Source organism: Rhodococcus sp. APC 3903 (genome assembly GCF_030407755.1).
Lineage (GTDB): Bacteria > Actinomycetota > Actinomycetes > Mycobacteriales > Mycobacteriaceae > Rhodococcus_F > Rhodococcus_F erythropolis.
Window position 1 is genome coordinate 31,907 of record NZ_JASDCV010000021.1, and the last position, 17,404, is coordinate 49,310.

The 17,404-nt window shown below is 62.8% G+C and carries 19 protein-coding genes; 8 read left to right on the plus strand and 11 right to left on the minus strand.

The genetic code is table 11. From position 1 onward, the window contains the following. Nucleotide 1 precedes the first annotated feature (1 nt). Nucleotides 2-1,108 carry a winged helix DNA-binding domain-containing protein gene (locus QMA15_RS25480; RefSeq protein WP_279164062.1) on the plus strand — a complete coding sequence of 369 codons (1,107 nt, stop codon included), beginning with the start codon at nucleotides 2-4 and terminating at the stop codon, nucleotides 1,106-1,108. Here the strand turns inward: QMA15_RS25480 and QMA15_RS25485 are convergent. After that, nucleotides 1,101-1,964, minus strand: a complete 864-nt coding sequence (locus tag QMA15_RS25485; RefSeq protein ID WP_003945080.1) for a hypothetical protein — start codon at nucleotides 1,962-1,964, stop codon at nucleotides 1,101-1,103. The two genes, QMA15_RS25480 and QMA15_RS25485, sit on opposite strands and share 8 nt — an antisense overlap. Further along, nucleotides 1,954-2,652: a metallophosphoesterase gene (locus QMA15_RS25490; protein ID WP_113683138.1), complete on the minus strand. Its 699-nt coding sequence runs from the start codon at nucleotides 2,650-2,652 to the stop codon at nucleotides 1,954-1,956. Before QMA15_RS25490 ends, QMA15_RS25485 begins: the two co-directional genes overlap by 11 nt. Nucleotides 2,653-2,723: 71 nt before the next feature. Here QMA15_RS25490 and QMA15_RS25495 point away from each other — a divergent pair, with 71 nt between their 5' ends. Further along, nucleotides 2,724-3,308 carry a suppressor of fused domain protein gene (locus tag QMA15_RS25495; protein ID WP_019749342.1) on the plus strand — a complete coding sequence of 195 codons (585 nt, stop codon included), beginning with the start codon at nucleotides 2,724-2,726 and terminating at the stop codon, nucleotides 3,306-3,308. Between the two features lie 25 nt (nucleotides 3,309-3,333). On the opposite strand, the gene QMA15_RS25500 is transcribed toward QMA15_RS25495, so the two are convergent. Both QMA15_RS25500 and QMA15_RS25505 read right to left on the minus strand, forming a co-directional pair. Further along, the gene (locus QMA15_RS25500) at nucleotides 3,334-3,780 is read right to left on the minus strand and encodes an SRPBCC family protein (RefSeq protein ID WP_007736117.1); all 447 of its coding nucleotides are present in this window, start codon (nucleotides 3,778-3,780) and stop codon (nucleotides 3,334-3,336) included. 133 nt (nucleotides 3,781-3,913) lie between these two features. Next, complete coding sequence (locus QMA15_RS25505) at nucleotides 3,914-4,984, minus strand: magnesium and cobalt transport protein CorA (protein WP_019749341.1); 1,071 nt, start codon at nucleotides 4,982-4,984, stop codon at nucleotides 3,914-3,916. Between the two features lie 158 nt (nucleotides 4,985-5,142). Here QMA15_RS25505 and QMA15_RS25510 point away from each other — a divergent pair, with 158 nt between their 5' ends. From QMA15_RS25510 to QMA15_RS25525, 4 genes are all read left to right on the plus strand, one after another. Next, a complete protein-coding gene (locus QMA15_RS25510) occupies nucleotides 5,143-5,997 on the plus strand; it encodes a PHP domain-containing protein (protein WP_020908451.1) in 855 nt (284 codons plus the stop codon). Beyond that, complete coding sequence (locus QMA15_RS25515) at nucleotides 5,997-6,608, plus strand: MarC family protein (protein WP_003945093.1); 612 nt, start codon at nucleotides 5,997-5,999, stop codon at nucleotides 6,606-6,608. The genes QMA15_RS25510 and QMA15_RS25515 overlap by 1 nt, the downstream gene beginning before the upstream one ends. 3 nt (nucleotides 6,609-6,611) lie before the next feature. Further along, complete coding sequence (locus tag QMA15_RS25520) at nucleotides 6,612-6,986, plus strand: hypothetical protein (RefSeq protein WP_020908450.1); 375 nt, start codon at nucleotides 6,612-6,614, stop codon at nucleotides 6,984-6,986. A 378-nt stretch (nucleotides 6,987-7,364) separates the two neighbouring features. Next, nucleotides 7,365-8,558, plus strand: a complete 1,194-nt coding sequence (locus tag QMA15_RS25525) for an NADP-dependent malic enzyme (protein ID WP_003945072.1) — start codon at nucleotides 7,365-7,367, stop codon at nucleotides 8,556-8,558. 71 nt (nucleotides 8,559-8,629) lie between these two features. On the opposite strand, the gene QMA15_RS25530 is transcribed toward QMA15_RS25525, so the two are convergent. From QMA15_RS25530 to QMA15_RS25545, 4 genes are read right to left on the minus strand one after another with little or no spacing between them, the layout of a single operon-like run. After that, nucleotides 8,630-9,319 carry an ABC transporter permease gene (locus QMA15_RS25530; RefSeq protein WP_279164061.1) on the minus strand — a complete coding sequence of 230 codons (690 nt, stop codon included), beginning with the start codon at nucleotides 9,317-9,319 and terminating at the stop codon, nucleotides 8,630-8,632. Further along, nucleotides 9,316-9,999 (minus strand): ABC transporter permease subunit, encoded by a 684-nt coding sequence (locus tag QMA15_RS25535; RefSeq protein ID WP_019749338.1) that lies wholly within the window; start codon nucleotides 9,997-9,999, stop codon nucleotides 9,316-9,318. Before QMA15_RS25535 ends, QMA15_RS25530 begins: the two co-directional genes overlap by 4 nt. A 4-nt stretch (nucleotides 10,000-10,003) precedes the next feature. Then, entirely contained in the window at nucleotides 10,004-11,149 is a 1,146-nt protein-coding gene (locus QMA15_RS25540) for an ATP-binding cassette domain-containing protein (protein WP_020908449.1), read from the minus strand. A 4-nt stretch (nucleotides 11,150-11,153) separates the two neighbouring features. After that, the gene (locus tag QMA15_RS25545) at nucleotides 11,154-12,092 is read right to left on the minus strand and encodes an ABC transporter substrate-binding protein (protein WP_019749336.1); all 939 of its coding nucleotides are present in this window, start codon (nucleotides 12,090-12,092) and stop codon (nucleotides 11,154-11,156) included. Between the two features lie 203 nt (nucleotides 12,093-12,295). On the opposite strand from QMA15_RS25545, the gene QMA15_RS25550 reads away from it, so the two are divergent. Continuing rightward, nucleotides 12,296-13,180: an ABC transporter substrate-binding protein gene (locus QMA15_RS25550; protein ID WP_279164060.1), complete on the plus strand. Its 885-nt coding sequence runs from the start codon at nucleotides 12,296-12,298 to the stop codon at nucleotides 13,178-13,180. Nucleotides 13,181-13,257: 77 nt separating this feature from the next. On the opposite strand, the gene QMA15_RS25555 is transcribed toward QMA15_RS25550, so the two are convergent. From QMA15_RS25555 to QMA15_RS25565, 3 genes are all read right to left on the minus strand, one after another. Next, nucleotides 13,258-14,199, minus strand: coding sequence for an alpha/beta hydrolase fold domain-containing protein (locus tag QMA15_RS25555; RefSeq protein ID WP_019749334.1), 942 nt, complete (start codon nucleotides 14,197-14,199; stop codon nucleotides 13,258-13,260). A 63-nt stretch (nucleotides 14,200-14,262) separates the two neighbouring features. Then, nucleotides 14,263-15,093 (minus strand): SDR family NAD(P)-dependent oxidoreductase, encoded by an 831-nt coding sequence (locus tag QMA15_RS25560; RefSeq protein ID WP_019749333.1) that lies wholly within the window; start codon nucleotides 15,091-15,093, stop codon nucleotides 14,263-14,265. Continuing rightward, nucleotides 15,090-16,664: an NAD(P)/FAD-dependent oxidoreductase gene (locus tag QMA15_RS25565; protein WP_290287071.1), complete on the minus strand. Its 1,575-nt coding sequence runs from the start codon at nucleotides 16,662-16,664 to the stop codon at nucleotides 15,090-15,092. The genes QMA15_RS25560 and QMA15_RS25565 overlap by 4 nt, the downstream gene beginning before the upstream one ends. A 71-nt stretch (nucleotides 16,665-16,735) precedes the next feature. Between QMA15_RS25565 and QMA15_RS25570 the strand changes: the two genes are divergently transcribed. After that, nucleotides 16,736-17,365, plus strand: coding sequence for a TetR/AcrR family transcriptional regulator (locus tag QMA15_RS25570; RefSeq protein ID WP_007736130.1), 630 nt, complete (start codon nucleotides 16,736-16,738; stop codon nucleotides 17,363-17,365). Nucleotides 17,366-17,404: the final 39 nt, after the last annotated feature.

Genomic DNA, 17,404 nt, shown 5'->3' on the forward strand with positions numbered 1-17,404 from the left:
GATGTCTGCACTGATCACCGATCGCGAGCTCAACCTGGCGACTCTGGCGCGGCAGTTCCTGCTGCGGCGGGCCGAGGTCAGCGCGTTGGATGCGATCGAGCATCTGGCAGGTCTGCAGGCCCAGGCGCCGAATCCGCCCTACCTGGCACTGTGGGCGCGGCTGAAGAACTTTGCGGCAGAAGACCTCTCCACCCTTGTCGAGAAGCGCCAGGTGGTGCGGCTGGTTGCCATGCGGGGCACGGTCTTTGCCCTCTCGGCCGCCGATGCGGGTCCCTTCCGTGCCACGGTTCAGACGATCATGGAACGCGACCTCCACACCAACAGCACTCAGCGTGCGGCGCTCACCGGGTTGGATCTCGACGCGCTGGCGCAGGCGGGGCGTGACCTGGTAGCGGACGGGCCGCTTACTCAGATGCAGATGAGACCGATACTGGCAGAGCGCTTTCCCGGCCACGCGGCCGAGGGACTGGCGCACGGAGTTCGAGGGCTACTGCCGATGGTGCAGGTCCCACCGCGAGGTTTGTGGGGACGATCCGGAGCGCCGGCACTGACGACCTTGGAGAATTGGCTTGGCGCAGAGGTGAGTTCAACTCCAGATCCCGACGCGATGGTGCTGCGCTATCTGGCTGGCTTCGGGCCCGCAAGCGTGAAGGATGCGCAAGCGTGGTCGGGGCTCACGAGACTCGCCGAAGTCTTCGAGAGGCTACGTCCCGGCCTGATCACCTTTGTCAACGCGAAAGGGACCGAGGTGTTCGACCTGCCGGATGCGCCACGACCGACCTCCGGAACACCGCCGGTCAGAATCCTTGCTCCGTTCGACAACATCCTGCTCTCGCACGCCGACCGCTCGCGAATCATGGACGAGCAGTATCGAACTCGCGTCTTCACCGTCAACGGCATCATCAAGCCCGCCATCCTGGTGCGCGGAAAGGTGGTGGGATTCGCGACGGTGACGCCGGCCAAGGAGACGGTCGAGTTGAGCGCGACTCTGTTTGCGCAGCAACCGAAGACCGCGCTCGCGTCCATCGAGAAAGAAGCGCGTTCGTTGCTGAAGTTCATGCACCCGAAGATCCCGACCCGAGAGGTGCGGTTCGCTGTCGCTACGTAGCAGGCTTGTGCTTTCGCGGTGCTCGATCGCGTAGTTCGGCCACGATCTCGTCATTCCACATGTGCCGCCGCACCAGTCGGTACCGCTCCCGGGCGATCCACAAGTACGCTTCGGCGTCGGTGTGCTCGGGCAACATGTCGGCGCCCCTCAGCATTCGCACGACGGGGAGAAACTCCTCGCCGAACCAGCGCCGGGCGACCGTGTCTCGGCCGAGGAACTCGCCCTTTTCCTGCATGAGCCGAAAACCCCACGCCTCCACGCACTCACTGAGTTCGGCGTACTCCCACGGGTCGGTGACCTGGACAGCTTCGCGTTGCGAGCCCTGCAGCGGAACGCGAGTGAGGAAGAGTCGGCGATGGTCCTTGATGAGCAGATCGGCGCGCTGAGTGATGCCTTCCGGCGAGATGCGCGTGATGATCTCGGTGACGTACGCGTCGATTGTCTTCTGGTGCATCGCACACGCAATCGACACTCGGTGGTGTCCGTCGATCACGAAATGCATGGAGCCGACGCGATACAACTGAACAGGTGGTACCGATTCGCCGCGTCGTTGCGCCACCGCAAGTCGCTCCCAACGAGCGCGCGAGTGAGTGGACGTCGGACGGAAGTACCTGTCGAAATCACCTGTGCGGTCGACACTTCCGACTATCGATTCGATGGTGACGACCTGCAGACCCAGAGACTTCTCACCAACCTTGCCGAGCGCTGCGACAACCTCGTCGAACGGCAGGATCGCGTTGACGTCGTCGGGTTCGCGTCGTAGCCAACTGACCAGACGGGCAACGTCGGCGCGTCGACGCTGACGAGCGAAGTCGTTTTCCGCGTCGGCTGTGGGAAATCCGGTGTCACGAGCCATGTCGGCGCCTCACGATCGTCGGCGGAGTACCTGGGGAAATCTCCATCAGCGTGAAGCCGACGGTATTGAGCACGATAGTCCGGCCTACCTCCAGATCGAGAGGTGTTCGCCCGTGCGGGTGGATGTGTCCGTGAATCATGACCGTCGGATCGAGGGTGTGGATCAAGGGGGTGAAGCATTCGAACCCACGATGTGGCCGATCCTCGGCGTCGCCGACACCGCGGGCGGGGCTGTGGGTGAGCAGCACATCCACGCCCGCCCGGCCGCCGGGAAGCCGCGATTGCCAGGCGTTTCGCCAGGTGAGCGAGCGGGCGCGTCGGCTCTGCTGGCGCTCGGACCACTGATTGGGACCCGTGTTGTATCGGATGGAACCACCGAGGCCCGCGATCCGCAGACCGGCGACGGTCACGATGCGTCCGTCGGCGTTGACTGCGCCGGTCGGGCCGGGCCACTGCGCCGGCATACCTGCCCGCATCCAACCGGATCTCTTGTTCGAATATCCGGACAGATCGACGTCGTGGTTCCCGGGAACGAACACGCACGGCGCATTCAGTTGGTCAGACAGGTACTCCAGATACGCAAACGGCAGATCGCCCGCGCCCAGGATCACGTCGACTCCGAGTGAACGAACTTGACTGCTCCACAGGAATTCGACGGTCTCGTCGCTGACAGCGAGAACGGAGACCATTTCGACGACGCTACCGCCACCGCGAGGTATCTGCGCTGCGAACCTCGCGGGCACGGTGTTTAGATGGACGAGTGTCAGACAGCGTCGTATCTTCCGTCCGGGCCCATCTCGTCAGCAGCATCGAGGGGCCGGACCCCACCGCGGCCTCAGTGACGTTCCTCGGTGTCGAACCGCTGGACGTGCTGCGTTTCGAATCACCCGACGGCCTGGTCCGCTACGTCACACTGGGGTGCTCGCGTCATCCGATGGGCGACCCCAACGAACTGGTCGCAGACCCCACACGCGGTCCTCGCGCCGAGTTGGTGCTCACCCTGCGCGGTGGCACGGGTGTCGCGTCGGGTGTCGCCAGGACGCTCGCGGTGCTGGCTGCGGCGCCGTCCGTCGAAGGGGTCGTGCTGCTCGAGGACGCACTGTTGGACCTGGGCGAGCCGCTGTGGAAGGACACTGCGTTCACGGCGGTGCTTCTCGGTGACAGCGGGATCGCCGACCTGACGCTGCCGGAGCCGTTCGATCCGGTGCGCTTCCTCGGTGTGGTCCCCCTGACCGGTACCGAAGCCGCCTGGGTGCGTCTGCGCGGCGCGGAGGCCCTGCGGGAAGCGTGGACCGAGGCGGGGATCGACATTCGCGATCCGCACCGTTCCGCTGCCTCGCTCTAGCTGCGCCGGCGCTTTGTCCGTCAGATCATTCGGCGTGCACGAGGATGTCCGCCAAGTTCTCGAGACTTACCCGAACGGTCCGTGAAAATGCTTTCGTCACGATCGGGTCGGCCATCTTGCCGAATACGCCGCCGAGTCCGCTTTCGCTGTCGAGTCGGTAGGTGACCCGAGTGCCGTCACCGACTTCTTCGCAGGTCGTGGTCTGCGAGAAGCTGACCGGACTTTCGACGGACGTCGATTTCGACGATCTCGGTGGGTCGTACTCGGTGAATTCGGATGTCCACTCGAGGCGCTTGCCCAGGATTCTCGAGACACCGTGCCAACGGCTTCCCACGCCCATCGGGCCGTCGGTGATCTGTTTGCACTCGACCATCGAATTCTCCCAGTTGGGCCAGTTCTCGGCGACGGCGATGTACTCCCAGACGTCCTTGGGTGGCAACGCGATCTCTACAGACTGCTCGACTGTAGGCATGGTTGTTCCTCCATCTCTCCTGGATCTGAATTTGCTTGTCGCAAAATGAATTTCGGGAACGGAATGAAAATGCGTACCCATATCCATTGTCCGCCTGCGACGGTGGCAAGTACAGGGAGTCAGCGTGCGAGGTTCACAGCCAGTTGTTGCGACGGAAGAGAAAGAACAAGCCGACACACACCGACGCGATGAGGAACAGGATGGACTGATAGCCGTACTTGTAACCGAGTTCCGGCATGTTCTCGAAGTTCATTCCGTAGATACCGGCAACGCCCGTCGGCACGGCGGCGATAGCGACCCAAGCCGAGATCTTGCGCATGTCGGTGTTCTGTTGCACCGCGATCTTCGCGAGTGCGGCATCGACCAGAGAACTCAACACCTCGTCGTATTCCGAGATACGTTCGGCCACGATCGTGTGGTGATCCCTTACGTCACGGAAGTATCGCCGGATCTCCTTCGGGACGAGGCCGCCCGCGGGCTGGGTCAGCTGGAGCAGTGGCAATCCGAGTGGAGTGACCGAGCGTCGTAGTTCGACGATTTCACGTTTGAGCAGGTAGATATGCTCGACGGCAACGGTGTTCCGCGGGTTGAACACCAACTCTTCCATGCTGTCGACGTCCTGCTCGACGAGTTGGATGACGGAGAGATAGCTGTCGACGACGTGGTCGGTGATCGCGTGCAACACCGCGAACGGGCCCATGGCGAGACGCTCGGGATTCTGCTCGAGTGACTTGCGCACGCTTGCCAGTTCGGAGTGATCCCCGTGACGGACGGTCACCACGAAGTCGGGGCCGACGAACACCATGATCTCGCCGGTTTCGACGATCTCGCTCGCCGTCGCGACGGACTCGTGCGGTACGTAGACGACCGTGCGCAGCACCAGGAACATGACGTCGTCGTAGCGTTCGAGTTTCGGGCGCTCGTGTGCATGGACGGCATCCTCGACCATCAACTCGTGGAGTCCGAAAGTTGCTGCGACATCTTGCATCTGGCCTTCGTCGGGTGCATGCATGCCCACCCAGACGAACGCGTTGTCTCGACTACGGACCTCGGCCAACGCGGCGCGGTGCGTGTACTTGCCCGGCAACCGCACGCCGTCAACGTAGACCGCGCAGTCGACGATCGCGCGGGCTGCCGGAACGGGGATCTTGGGCGCATCGGCTTGCGTCGATTTGCCGTTCGACCAATTCGGCAGTGACGGCATGGTTGGCACGCTCGCTCCTTCTCGGTCTGTAGTGCAGGGGAACGGCACTGCAGCGACACGTGATCGAATTGCGCTGCCGCTGCGGCGTAATCGTACGTCAGCTTCCGGCTCGCCCACCGGAGCGCGATGAAGTTGCCGATTGCTGACACACTGGAACAGTGCGAATAGACCTTCACACCCACTCCAACGCATCGGACGGCACCGATACCCCGGCTGCCCTCATGCGCGCCGCAGCCGACGCCGGACTCGACGTCGTCGCCATCACCGATCACGACACGACTTCGGGCTGGGCCGAGGCGGCGCACGCCTTGCCGGCCGGCGTCAGCCTGGTTCGTGGGATGGAGATGTCGTGCGAAGGTCGAGGTGAGCGTGGCTGGCCGGTCGCTGTTCATCTTCTGGCGTACCTGTTCGATCCGACGCATCCCGAATTCGCCAAAGAACGTGAGCGACTGCGCGCCGAACGCGTCGAACGTATCCGGGTGATGACAACCATGATGGCGCGCGACGGTCTGCCCGTCGATCCCGATCAGATCCTGGCTGACGCCGGTCCGTCCGTCGGACGCCCGCACGTCGCAGCGGCCCTGATGCGAGCGGGAGTGGTGTCGAGCATCAGTGAGGCTTTCTCCGACCTGTTGTCCAGTCGAGGGCGATACGACGTCCCCAAGTACGACACTCCGCTCGAGTACGCCGTCGAACTGGTGGCAGCGGCCGGGGGAGTAACTGTCCTTGCGCATGGACGGGCCCGTTCGCGCGGCGGATTGCTTGCGCTCGACCACATCCGTGATCTGGCCGATCTGGGTCTCGGGGGTCTCGAAGTCGATCACCCGGACCATCGCAGCGACGATCGTGACGTCCTGCGCCGCCTGGCCGTCGACCTGGGTTTGGCAGTCACCGGATCCTCGGACTACCACGGCGAGAACAAGACGATCGGACTCGGCGACGAGCTCACGGACGAGGCCGAGTTCGACAAACTCGTCTCGGCTGCCACCGGCGTGGAGGTACTTGGGCGCTGATGCTCGACACCACGCTCTACCTCACCGTGTTCATCACGCTGTTCGTGATCATGGACCCGCCCGGAGTCATCCCGGTGTTCTTGTCACTGGTCGGCCGCAAAAGCCGTGAAGATCGCAACCGAGCGGCATGGCAGGCCCCCGCCGTCTCCCTTGCGGTCATCTCGGTCTTTGCCATCGGCGGTCAGGCGATCCTCAACTACCTCCACATCGGCATTCCGGCATTGCAGGGCGCAGGCGGATTACTCCTGCTTCTCATCGCACTCGAACTGCTGACCGGAAAGGCCTCCAACCGTCCGCAGGGAGCCGACGACGTCAACGTCGCACTCGTTCCGCTGGGAACGCCGATGATGGCCGGTCCCGGTGCGATTGCGGCCGTCATCGTCTTTGTCGCCCAGGCCGATGGTGAAGCGGCGTCGTATCTGGCGATCGCGTTGGCGATTCTGTCCATCCACCTGGTGCTGTTCGTGGTCCTGCGCTTCTCGACGGCACTGATCCGGATACTGGGTGAGGGTGGCATCAGCCTGCTGGCACGCATCGCCGGTCTTTTGCTCGCTGCCATCGCAGTTCAACTCATTGCGGAATCAGTCCGCGGATTCGTCGCGGGAGCGTAAGAGATGACATACGACGACAGGTACGAGGACGACTACCGGTACCAGGATTATCAGGATTATCAGTACGAAGACGATTACGACTATCCCGCCGACAAACGACAATGGCTGCTGGTTCGCGCTCTACGCGCCCTGAGCGGCACCGTGGCGGCCGGAATCGTGGTCTTGACACTCGTCATCATCGGTTCGGCATATCTGGGCGGCAACCGCGGATTCCCGGGTCCGGGAACAACGTCGATCACCGCGCACATTGCGGCTTCGGTGGTTGCTTTGGCCGCGCAGATCTGGTGCGACCGCAGGCGGGGTATCGCGGCGGTTGCCGGGTCGGTGGTCGTGCTCGTGGTGGCGGGGCTGTTGTTGGTGACGCAGTGGTGGGGATGACACGGTGGGGATGACGGCTGGGGTTCGAGTGTGGTGAGGAATCCGACCGCTTGGAGGATTTGATTGTGATCCGACTCTGGTGGCAAACTGGAGTTACTTCGAGGCGGCGCCACAGCCCGGCCCCGAAGTGCAGGTTTCGTCAGAATTTCTCACGAAACCTAGATTGCATGGATACGCCAGGGCTCACCCGCCCCACACCATGACGCTTCGGATGTATTGCGGCCCACTTTCTCGCGCACGCCGAATGCTCTTCTTCTCAGTAGTCGTTCGCGGAAGAAATGATCTCTGACCGTTGTGAACGTGGTTTCGCAGCGGTCCGAAGGATTACTTCCCAGTAACCCAGCCCCGCTTGAGGCTGGACTAATCAGGAGTGTCATCGTGTCCCTCGTGACTGAAGCCATCAACGTACCCAAGGTCGAGTTGACCGACGAAGAAATCTTTGCCGCTCACGTCGGTGGCAAGCTCTCGGTCGAGACCACCGCGCCGCTCGATACGCAGCGGGCCCTCTCGATCGCCTACACGCCGGGTGTTGCTCAGGTGAGCCGCGCCATCGCTGCAGACGAAACCCTCGCCGATCGATACACGTGGACCAACCGACTCGTCGTCGTGGTCAGCGACGGCACCGCGGTTCTCGGACTCGGCGACATCGGCCCCCGCGCGTCGCTGCCCGTCATGGAGGGCAAGTCGGCACTGTTCAAGAACTTCGCCGGACTGAACTCCATTCCGCTGGTTCTCGACACCAAGGATCCCGACGAGATCGTCGAGACGCTCATCCGTCTGCGCCCGAGCTTCGGCGCGGTCAACCTCGAGGACATTTCGGCGCCGCGTTGCTTCGAGATCGAGAAGCGCGTCATCGAAGCCCTCGACTGCCCCGTCATGCACGACGATCAGCACGGAACCGCCATCGTGGTCCTCGCTGCCCTCAAGGGCGCCGTGAAGGTCCAGAGCCGCGACATCACCACACTCAAGGTCGTCATCTCCGGCGCCGGTGCTGCGGGTGTTGCCTGCGCGAACATCCTGCTCGCCGCCGGAATCAGCGACGTCATCGTGCTGGACTCGAAGGGCATCATCTCGGGCGAGCGCAGCGACCTCAACGACGTGAAGGCAGAACTCGCGGCCCGCACCAATCCCCGCGACCTGCACGGTGGTGCCATCGAGGCTCTCGAAGGTGCCGACGTGTTCCTCGGTGTCTCGGCGGGCAAGATCCCCGAGGAGCTCATCGCTTCGATGGCTCCCGAGTCGATCGTGTTCGCGCTCTCCAACCCGGACCCGGAGATTCACCCCGAAACCGCGTCGAAGTACGCGGCGATCGTGGCTACGGGTCGCAGTGATTTCCCGAACCAGATCAACAATGTTCTCGCCTTCCCCGGTGTGTTCAAGGGCGCGCTCGACGCCGGCGCCCGTCGCATCACCGAAGGTATGAAGCTCGCTGCCGCCGAGGCAATCCTGTCGGTGGTCGGCGACGAGTTGGCGGCGGACAAAATCGTCCCCAGCCCACTCGACCCTCGCGTGGCACCCGCAGTAGCGGAAGCCGTCGCGGCCGCAGCGCATGCTGAGGGCGTGACCAGCTAAGAGGGACTACGAAAGCCCCGATCGGAACCCGCACACAAGGTTCCGATCGGGGCTTTTTCGTGTGTACCGATCTACAGACGAGTGAGGTCGGGTGTTCGGCGCAGCCTGCCGGTCCCGGGAACCGATGCCCAGACCACCAGCGCCAGTAAGCCGTCCACGACCAGAGCCACAACCGCGACCAGGATTGCGCCGACGACCACTCGGTCGTACTTGTAGAGCGCGAGACCGTCGAAGATGTAACGGCCGAGGCCGCCGAGGTTGACGTAGGCGGCGACCGTTGCCGTGGCAATCACCTGCAGTGTCGCGTTACGCAGTCCGCCGAGAATCAATGGCAGCGCATTGGGTATCTCGACGCGGATGAGCACTTGGAGTTCGGTCATACCCATCGCCCGCGCGGCCTCGACGACGCCGCGGTCGACGCTGGCAATTCCGGCGTACGTGCCGGCGAGTAGTGGGGGAATACCAAGGATGACGAGGGCGAGAATCGGCGGCATCACTCCCAGGCCCATGAGAAGAACAAGGAAGGTGAGCAGGCCGAGAGTGGGCAGTGACCGCAGTGCGTTGACCAGACTGACGACCACGATCTCACCGCGACGCAGATGGCCGATGAGTAATCCGATGGGCACCGCGATCACAGCCGAAAGCGCCACGGCCAGAACGCTGTACCAGAGGTGCTGGAGGATGCGGGTGCCGATTCCGGTGTCGCCGCTCCAATTTCCGGGATCGACGATGAAGTCCCAGGCTCCGGTGAAGATGCTCATACGGGTTCCCCCTCGGCAGCCACGACGGCGGGGACCTTCGACGAGGTCGATGTTCTGGTCCACGGGGTCAGGAATCGGCCGATCAGATACAGGATCAGATCGAGCGCCAGGGCCAGCACGACAATCGCGATGATGCCGGCAACGATCTGGTCCGGGTAGTCGCGGTCGTAGCCCTGTTTGAACAGAACTCCCAGCCCGCCGATTCCGATCAGCGATCCGACCGAAACCAGCGAAATATTGGTAACGGCAATAACTCTGATGTTCGCGATCATCACCGGCAGTGCCAAGGGCAACTCGACCGTCAGGGCGCGTCGTAGCGGTGTGAACCCGACGGCGGTGGAAGCGTCGATGACGTTGTCCGGCACCGAATCGAGTGCTTCGGGCACGGCCCGGATGAGCAGTGCCGTCGCATAGACGCTCAGTGCGATCACGACGTTGAGCGGATCAAGGGTCTTGAGTCCGAACAGTTGGGGGATGGTGACGAACAGCGCGAGCGACGGAATCGTGAACGCAATGCTCGCCAGGGTCAACGTGATTCGGCGCAGCCATCTGACGTTGCGGATCGCTGTTCCGACCGGAACAGCAATCAGGAGACCGATCAACAAGGGCAGCAGCGCCAGATACAGATGGGTCTTCGAGTAGTCCACGACCGTCGAGAAATTGTCGATGAGCCAGCGCATGCCGCTACGCCCCGAATCCCTCGGTGAAGGCGACTCGGTTGCGTTCCTCGTCCTCGCGTCGACGCTGATCTGCCAATTTCGCCACGACTTCGGAGCCAAGGATCCCGCCGATGACCGCTCCCTCGCCGTCGACGGCAACGCCGATACCGGAAGGGGACGAGATTGCCGCATCGAGTGCTTGGCGTAGATCACCGCCGGGGGAGAACAACGAACCACCGGCCGACGTCGACTGCGCGAGAGTGCGTCCCGAGCGCAGGCCTTCGACGCCCGTCACGTCGATCCATCCCTGTGGACTTCCGCTGTCCGTGACCACGAGAACCCACTCGCCCAATTCGAGACGCAGAGCCTTCAATTCGTTCTCGACGGCCGTGCGTACGGGGTGTAACGGAACCTCGTCGGCAGCGCGGAACGACAATCCCCGATATCCGCGATCGCGTCCGACAAATCCGGCGACAAAATCCGTTGCCGGTGCGGCCAACACGTCGCGAGGCGCCGCAACCTGCTGAAGCCGCCCGCCGGGACCGAAGACGGCAATGTGATCACCGAGTTTGACTGCCTCGTCGATGTCGTGGGTGACAAAGACGATCGTCTTCTTCAGTTCGCTTTGAAGACGGAGCATTTCGGTCTGCAGATCCTCACGCACCACCGGGTCGACGGCGCTGAAGGGCTCGTCCATCAACAGGATCGGCGGATCGGCAGCCAATGCACGCGCAACTCCCACACGTTGTTGCTGCCCACCCGAGAGTTGCCCGGGATAGCGGGTGGCAAGGGAGATGTCCAGACCGACTCGTTCGAGGACCCCCAACGCGGCTTTGCGCGCTGCGCGGCGGGACTCACCGCGCAGTACCGGAACTGTTGCGACGTTGTCGATCACGGTGCGGTGCGGAAGCAGGCCGGCGTTCTGGATGACGTACCCGATGCCGAGACGCAGCTTCACCGCGTCGGTCTGGGCGATGTCACGACCGTCGACGAAGATCTTGCCCGACGTCGGTGTGATCATCCGGTTGATCATGCGCATCGACGTCGTCTTGCCGCACCCGGACGGCCCCACGAACACCGTGAACGACTCGGCCTCGATGGTGAGATCGAGACGGTCGACGGCGGTGGTGCCGTCCGGATACTGCTTGGTGACGCCCTCGAAGGTGATCACGTGACTACGAGACCGGCTTGTCGAGGCCTTGCGCCGTCACCCACGCCTTGGCCGCCGCTGCCGGCTCCGTCTTGGTGTCGCCGGACACCTGGACGTTGAGTGCCAACAACTCTTCGGTGGTGAGCTTGGCGGACACCGCATCGAGGACTGTCTTCAACTTGTCGGAAGACTTCGACGCGCGCAGCACCGGCACCACGTTCTGAGCCGGGAAATTGTTCTTCGGGTCCTCGAGAACCACGAAGTTGTTTGCCGGGATCGAGGCAGACGTCGTGAAGATGTTTGCCGCCGTGATGTCGCCGGACGAGAGAGCCTTCACTGTTGCCGGTCCACCGCCGTCGGCGATCGGGACGAAGTTGGCTGCCGAGATGTCGAGACCGTAATTGGACTTCAAACCGGGCAATCCGGCTGGACGTTCCTGGAACTCGGCCGGAGCGCCGAACTTGACCTCGGCGGAATGCGGAGCCAGATCGGCGATCGTCTTCAGGTTCCACTTGTCAGCGGTTTCCTTCGTGACGACCACGGCGTCCTTGTCCTCGGCGGATGCAGGCGTCGCAATGGCCAATTCCGACCCGAGAGCTGCGGGAAGAGCAGCGAGGACATCAGCGGAGCTGGTGGCCGTGCTGTCGGGATCCAAGTACTGCAGGAGATTTCCCGTGTAATCCGGAATGACGCTGATCGACCCGTCCTTGAGCGCCGGAATGTACGCCTCACGGCTGCCGACATTGAACGACGTGGACACATCGAACCCGTTGACACGCAGTGCTTCGGCGTAGATGTTGGCGATCGTCTCGGATTCGGTGAAGTTGGCGGAGCCGACGACAACCGCGTTGGGATCGCTGTTGGAGTCACCGTCACTGCTACCGCACGCTGTCAGTGCAGTCAGAGAGACAACGGTTGCCGCGGCTACGAGCCAACGGTTGGAACGAAATCGTGAGGTGCGCATGAGCGTCCTTCCGGTTTTTCGGGCGTCCCGTGTTTCGGGCGTCGGAAACCATCCCCTTGTGGCGAAGCCACCCGAGTGGCTTCGACGGCGCCGCCACCGAGTGGCTGCGTCAGGACTGGTTACCGCGCATCGCCCGACAAGTGTAACGATAGGTACCGACATGGCACGGTTTTCGATCCATGGGATTGGATGTGAGGATTTCGGTGAAGAGCACACGCACGAAGTATTCGACTGTTGTTGCAGCACTGATGGTCCTGCCAATTCTCAGCGGATGCGCAAACGGTGATTCGGTGGTAGAGAGCGCCGGAGCGGAGTCTCGTGACCAGATCGTGGTGGCTGCTGACGCATCAGTGGAGAGTTCGGTGTTGGCCGAGGTGTATTCGACGGTGCTCTCATCCTCCGGTCTGTCGGCTCGCGTCGAATCGGTGGGTGGAGGCAGAACCCAGTCACTCGAGGCTCTGGACGCAGCGCGAGTCACCTTGGTGCCCGAGTTCACCGGTGCGCTGCTCGATCACTACGACCCGTCATCCCCGGCCCGCAAGGCCGACGACGTCTTCGAAGCCTTGAGTCGCTCCCTGCCGGAGGGTCTTTCGGTCTCAGACTATGCGATGGCCGAAGACCGTGCGGTCCTTGCGCTCGACACAGGATACGCACAGTCGTTGGGAGCGAAGACGATAGAAGCCTTTGCTCCTTCGTGCGCCGCGGCGACGCCGCTCGTCTCCGCGAGATTCGTCGAGGACGGGGCAGTGGAACAGTTGGCCGAGGGCGCCGAGTGTGTCTTCGCCGGCGTCGATCAGGCCACGCCGGCAGACGTACCCGGTGCACAGGTATTCGGAACCACGACGCTGTCAGCGCTGGCGCAATCCGATGCCGTCACAGTGCTCGCTGATTCGAATCACGTTCTGGTTGCGCAGAATGTCGTTCCGCTCTTCCGGGCGGGCGCACTGGGAGATTCGGCTGCCAAGGCGCTCAGCGTCGTTGCGGGTGAACTGTCCACCACCGATCTCGCCGCAATGATCGAGAAGGTGCGGACCGGCAAGGCGTCAGCCTCGGAAGTGGCACGGACCTGGTGGGACACCCGTCAGTGACATGGACGGAGTGGGCCACCCGTCAGTGACATGGACGGAGTGGGCCACCCGTCAGTGACATGGACGGAGTTGGCCCGTCAGTGACTGTTCGATCCCACTGCTGAACTCGAATCATCCTTGGCGCGAATCAGTTTCGATGCGATGAACTGGCCGAGGTCGGCAACGGCGTCAGCTGCTTCCTTCACCAGTGACGCCTGTGCGTGAGCCACATGCCACAGTCGTGCGTACTCCACCAGTGACACGTCGACGCCGGCAGCGGAGAGCTTGTCGGTGAACGTCATGATCTGCGGGTAGAGGACCTCCTCGGAACCGACGTGAATCCTGGTGGGCGGCAACCCGTCGAGCTTGCCGTGCATCGGCGCGTAGCCAGGATCAGTACGGTCGCCGCCGGCAAGGTAAGCGTCGGCGGCATCGAAGGACCAAGCTGTGTTGACCACCAGGTCGGCCTTTTTGGTAGCACCCCGATCGCCGGGATCGACCCACGGCGAGATCAGTGCGAGCGCGCCGGGGGTCACGCCGTGACGCTCGATCAGACGCAGAGCGGTCGCCGCGGCCAGACCGCCACCGGCCGAATCGCCGGCAATGGCAACGCGGTCTTCCGAATAGTCGAACTCGGTGACCAACTGCATGAAGGCTGAGACCGCGTCGTCGAGAGCGGCGGGATACGGATTCTCCGGCGCGAGACGGTAGTCCAAGGTGAAGACCGCACTGGACGACTCACGGGCGAGATGAGCTGCGAGAGAACGGTGTGTGGCCAGCGAACCCAGCGTGTACGCCCCGCCATGCAGGTAGAGAACTGCGGTGGGGCGCTCGGTTGCGCCGACGGTGATCTTCTCAGCCGGTCGGCAAGCCAGCTCCAGCGGGCGCACGACGGCGCCCGCTGGAACCTGCTGTAGCGGTGCCCCGGCCTCGAGCAACAGACGTTGAATCCGATACGGCAGCCGCGAGTTGAAAGCCAGACGGAAGTACGGCTTCAACAAGAATGCGACCACGGGCAGCGGAAGGGTGAACGTGCTCACCGGCAGGGCTCCTGACTCTTTATGCGAACTGCGCTGTGAAACGAACGACGCTGTGAAACGAACTCAGCTGGACTTGGGCATCATTCGGCCGGCGACGATCGCGACGATGCGCTGGTAGCCCGATCCTACGAGGCGAACCCAGGCGTCGAGTGCGATTGCGTCCATCCCGATGAGAACTCGCGGCTTGCTCTTGCGAACACCGTTGACGATCGTCTTGGCGGCGTCCTCAGGTGTGGTGCGCGCGAGCTTGCGGTCGAAGAACTCGGAGAAGACCGCAAGATCTTCGCCCGGGCCCGCGGTGGCGTTGCGTGCGATGGCGGTCTTGATTCCGCCCGGGTGCACACAGGTCACCTTCACCGGGTGCTTGGCGATCAGCATTTCCTGGCGAAGCGACTCGGTGAAACCGCGAACGGCGAACTTGGCCGAGTTGTAGGCGCTCTGACCCGGCATCGACAGCAGACCGAAGAGGCTCGACACGTTCACGATGTGCCCGTCACCGGAGGCGATGACGTGGGGAAGGAATGCCTTGGTGCCGTTGACAACTCCCCAGAAGTCGACGTCCATGACCCGTTCGAAGTCCTTGAACTCGGACTTCTCGAAGGTGCCGTGGTACGCGATTCCGGCGTTGTTGTAGATCTGGTTGACCTTGCCGAAATGGGCGACAACCGCGTCGGCGTACTCGAGAACCGCTTCACGCTGGGTGACGTCGAGATGGTCCGACTTCACCTCGGCGCCGATGGCCTCCACCAGACGGGCTGTCTCGGCGAGCCCGACGGTGTCCACGTCGGAGATCGCCAACTTGGCGCCCTGGCCGGCCAGGTTCAGTGCGAGTGCGCGACCGATGCCCGATCCCGCTCCGGTGATGACTACGACCTTGCCTGCAAAATCACTCATTGTGCTACTGCCTTCTCGTCGTCGAGGTCGATCTGTGAAGTGGTCGCGGTGCCGACGGCGCCGAGATCCGAGGTGGCGACGCTGCGGTATGCCGCGAGGTCGAAATGCTTGGTGGCATTGCGGAACTGGAAGGTGAAGCCAGGCCACAGGGTGGTGTTGTTTCCGTGCTTGTCCATGTACCAGCTGGCGCAACCACCGTTGTTCCACACGCTCTTGGACATAGCTGCCTGCAGGTCCTTGTTGTACTTGTCCTGCTTGTCCTTGCGCACCTCGATGGTGCCGATGTCGTACTTGTCGATGGTGGCGATCGCGTCGACCAGGTAGTTGATCTGCGACTCGATCATGAAGACCATCGACGAATGTCCGAGGCCGGTGTTGGGGCCGACCAGGAAGAACATGTTGGGGAAGTTGGCAACTGCCGCGCCCTTGTATCCCTGCATACCGGTCTCTTCGAAGACCTCGGCGAGCGAGCGTCCGTCCTTGCCGAAGATTCCCGCGAAGGTGGGGGAGTCGGTGACGTGGAATCCGGTCGCAACGACGATGGCATCGATCTCACGCGTGGTGCCGGTCTTCGAGACGATCCCGTTGGCGGTCACCTCCTCGATGCCTTCGGTCACCAGGTCGACATTGTCCTTGGCGAGGGTGGGGAAGTAGTTGTTCGAGATCAGCATGCGCTTGCAGCCGATCTGGAAGTTGGGCATGACCTTCTTACGAAGATCCTTGTCCTTGATCTGAGCCTTCAGGTGACGCTCGGCGGCGAACTGCAGCGGCTTCATGAAGACCGGCGCCTTGGCCAGGCCGACGACCTGCGTCTCTCGCATCCAGTAGATACCGGTGCGGCACAACTTCTGGAAGCCGGGGAGGTACTTGAACGCGAGATGCTCGATCTTGGTGTACTCGCGGTCTGCGCGGGGCAGGATCCACGGCGCAGTGCGCTGGTACACGTCGAGGTGTGAGACCTTCTTGCCGATAGCGGGCACGATCTGGATGGCGGAGGCGCCGGTTCCGATGACGGCCACGCGCTTGCCCGTCAGATCGGCATCGTGGTTCCAGCGCGAGGAGTGGAAAATCTCGCCCTTGAATCCGTCGATGCCCTTGATGTCCGGAAGTGAAGGCTCACACAGTGCACCGACGGCCGAGACGACGATCTTTGCGACGAATTCACCCTTGTTGGTGCTGACGTGCCACTGAGCCGACGACTCGTCCCATCGGGCTGAGAGAACGTCGCAGTCGAAGATGTGCTTGTCGAGCACCTTGTGGCGGTTGGCCACCGACTGGATGTACTTGTAGATCTCGGGCTGGGTGGAGAAGGAGCGCGTCCACTCCGGATTGAGTGCAAAAGAGTACGAGTACAAATGCGACGGCACGTCACACGCGGCGCCCGGGTAGCTGTTGTCACGCCAGGTTCCACCGACGTCGTTGCCGCGCTCGAGAACGACATAGTCGGTGATGCCGGCCTGTGCCAGTTTGATCGCCGCACCGAGACCGGCGAAACCGCTGCCGATGATCAGTGTGCCGACGTGGCGAGTATCCGCGGCAGGTGCTGAGGTATCTGTAACTGGAAGACTCATGTAGGGAACGATATGCCTTTATTGAGTCACGGTCAATAGCTTATTGACGGATATTCAGTAGTCTATTGGGCATGGACGCAGTAAAGCGAACGCGGCTCGACCCTGCGCAACGCCGAGCGCAACTCATCGATCTCGGGGCGCGCATGCTGGCCGAACGGCCGCTCGAGCAGATTTCCGTCGAGGACATCGCCGATCAAGCGGGGGTGTCGCGTGGGCTTCTGTTCCACTACTTCGCGTCGAAAAGCGAGTTCCATCTCGCCATCGTCCGACACAGCAGTGAACAGATGCTCCAGCGCACGGAGCCGAGCGAGTCGGACGATCCGATGCTCACCCTCCGATCGGTGCTGGCGTCGTACGTCGACTACGTGACCGAGAACCGCAATACCTACGTCTCGCTGCTCCGGGGGACCGCCAGCGGGGATCCGCAGATGCGTGAGGTGTTCGAGCAGACTCGCGACATCATGGCCAAGAGAACCCTCGATCAGCTCCCCAAGATCGGCCTGACTCGAACGCCTCAGGTGGAGTTGGCCGTTCGAGGTTGGATCGCGTTTGTCGAGGAAGCCACCATCAGTTGGCTCCGCGCGCCCGCCATCACCCGCGAGGAACTGATCGACCTGACGGTTCAGTCGTTGCCCGCGTTGGCGCTGGCCGCCGTCGGCTTCGATGCCGGGCCGGATCTGGGTCTGCTGCAATCGAATTGACGCGAACGCAGAAAAGCCGGGCCCACACTCCTTGCGGAA

Bases quoted from the DNA above. Each gene is read 5' to 3' on its own strand.
- QMA15_RS25565 (WP_290287071.1), bottom strand. From the start codon at position 16,664: ATGAGTCTTCCAGTTACAGATACCTCAGCACCTGCCGCGGATACTCGC.
- QMA15_RS25485 (WP_003945080.1), bottom strand. From the start codon at position 1,964: ATGGCTCGTGACACCGGATTTCCCACAGCCGACGCGGAAAACGACTTC.
- QMA15_RS25570 (WP_007736130.1), top strand. From the start codon at position 16,736: ATGGACGCAGTAAAGCGAACGCGGCTCGACCCTGCGCAACGCCGAGCG.
- QMA15_RS25505 (WP_019749341.1), bottom strand. From the start codon at position 4,984: ATGCCGTCACTGCCGAATTGGTCGAACGGCAAATCGACGCAAGCCGAT.
- QMA15_RS25500 (WP_007736117.1), bottom strand. From the start codon at position 3,780: ATGCCTACAGTCGAGCAGTCTGTAGAGATCGCGTTGCCACCCAAGGAC.
- QMA15_RS25515 (WP_003945093.1), top strand. From the start codon at position 5,997: ATGCTCGACACCACGCTCTACCTCACCGTGTTCATCACGCTGTTCGTG.
- QMA15_RS25520 (WP_020908450.1), top strand. From the start codon at position 6,612: ATGACATACGACGACAGGTACGAGGACGACTACCGGTACCAGGATTAT.
- QMA15_RS25560 (WP_019749333.1), bottom strand. From the start codon at position 15,093: ATGAGTGATTTTGCAGGCAAGGTCGTAGTCATCACCGGAGCGGGATCG.
- QMA15_RS25530 (WP_279164061.1), bottom strand. From the start codon at position 9,319: ATGAGCATCTTCACCGGAGCCTGGGACTTCATCGTCGATCCCGGAAAT.
- QMA15_RS25480 (WP_279164062.1), top strand. From the start codon at position 2: ATGTCTGCACTGATCACCGATCGCGAGCTCAACCTGGCGACTCTGGCG.
- QMA15_RS25535 (WP_019749338.1), bottom strand. From the start codon at position 9,999: ATGCGCTGGCTCATCGACAATTTCTCGACGGTCGTGGACTACTCGAAG.
- QMA15_RS25490 (WP_113683138.1), bottom strand. From the start codon at position 2,652: ATGGTCTCCGTTCTCGCTGTCAGCGACGAGACCGTCGAATTCCTGTGG.
- QMA15_RS25545 (WP_019749336.1), bottom strand. From the start codon at position 12,092: ATGCGCACCTCACGATTTCGTTCCAACCGTTGGCTCGTAGCCGCGGCA.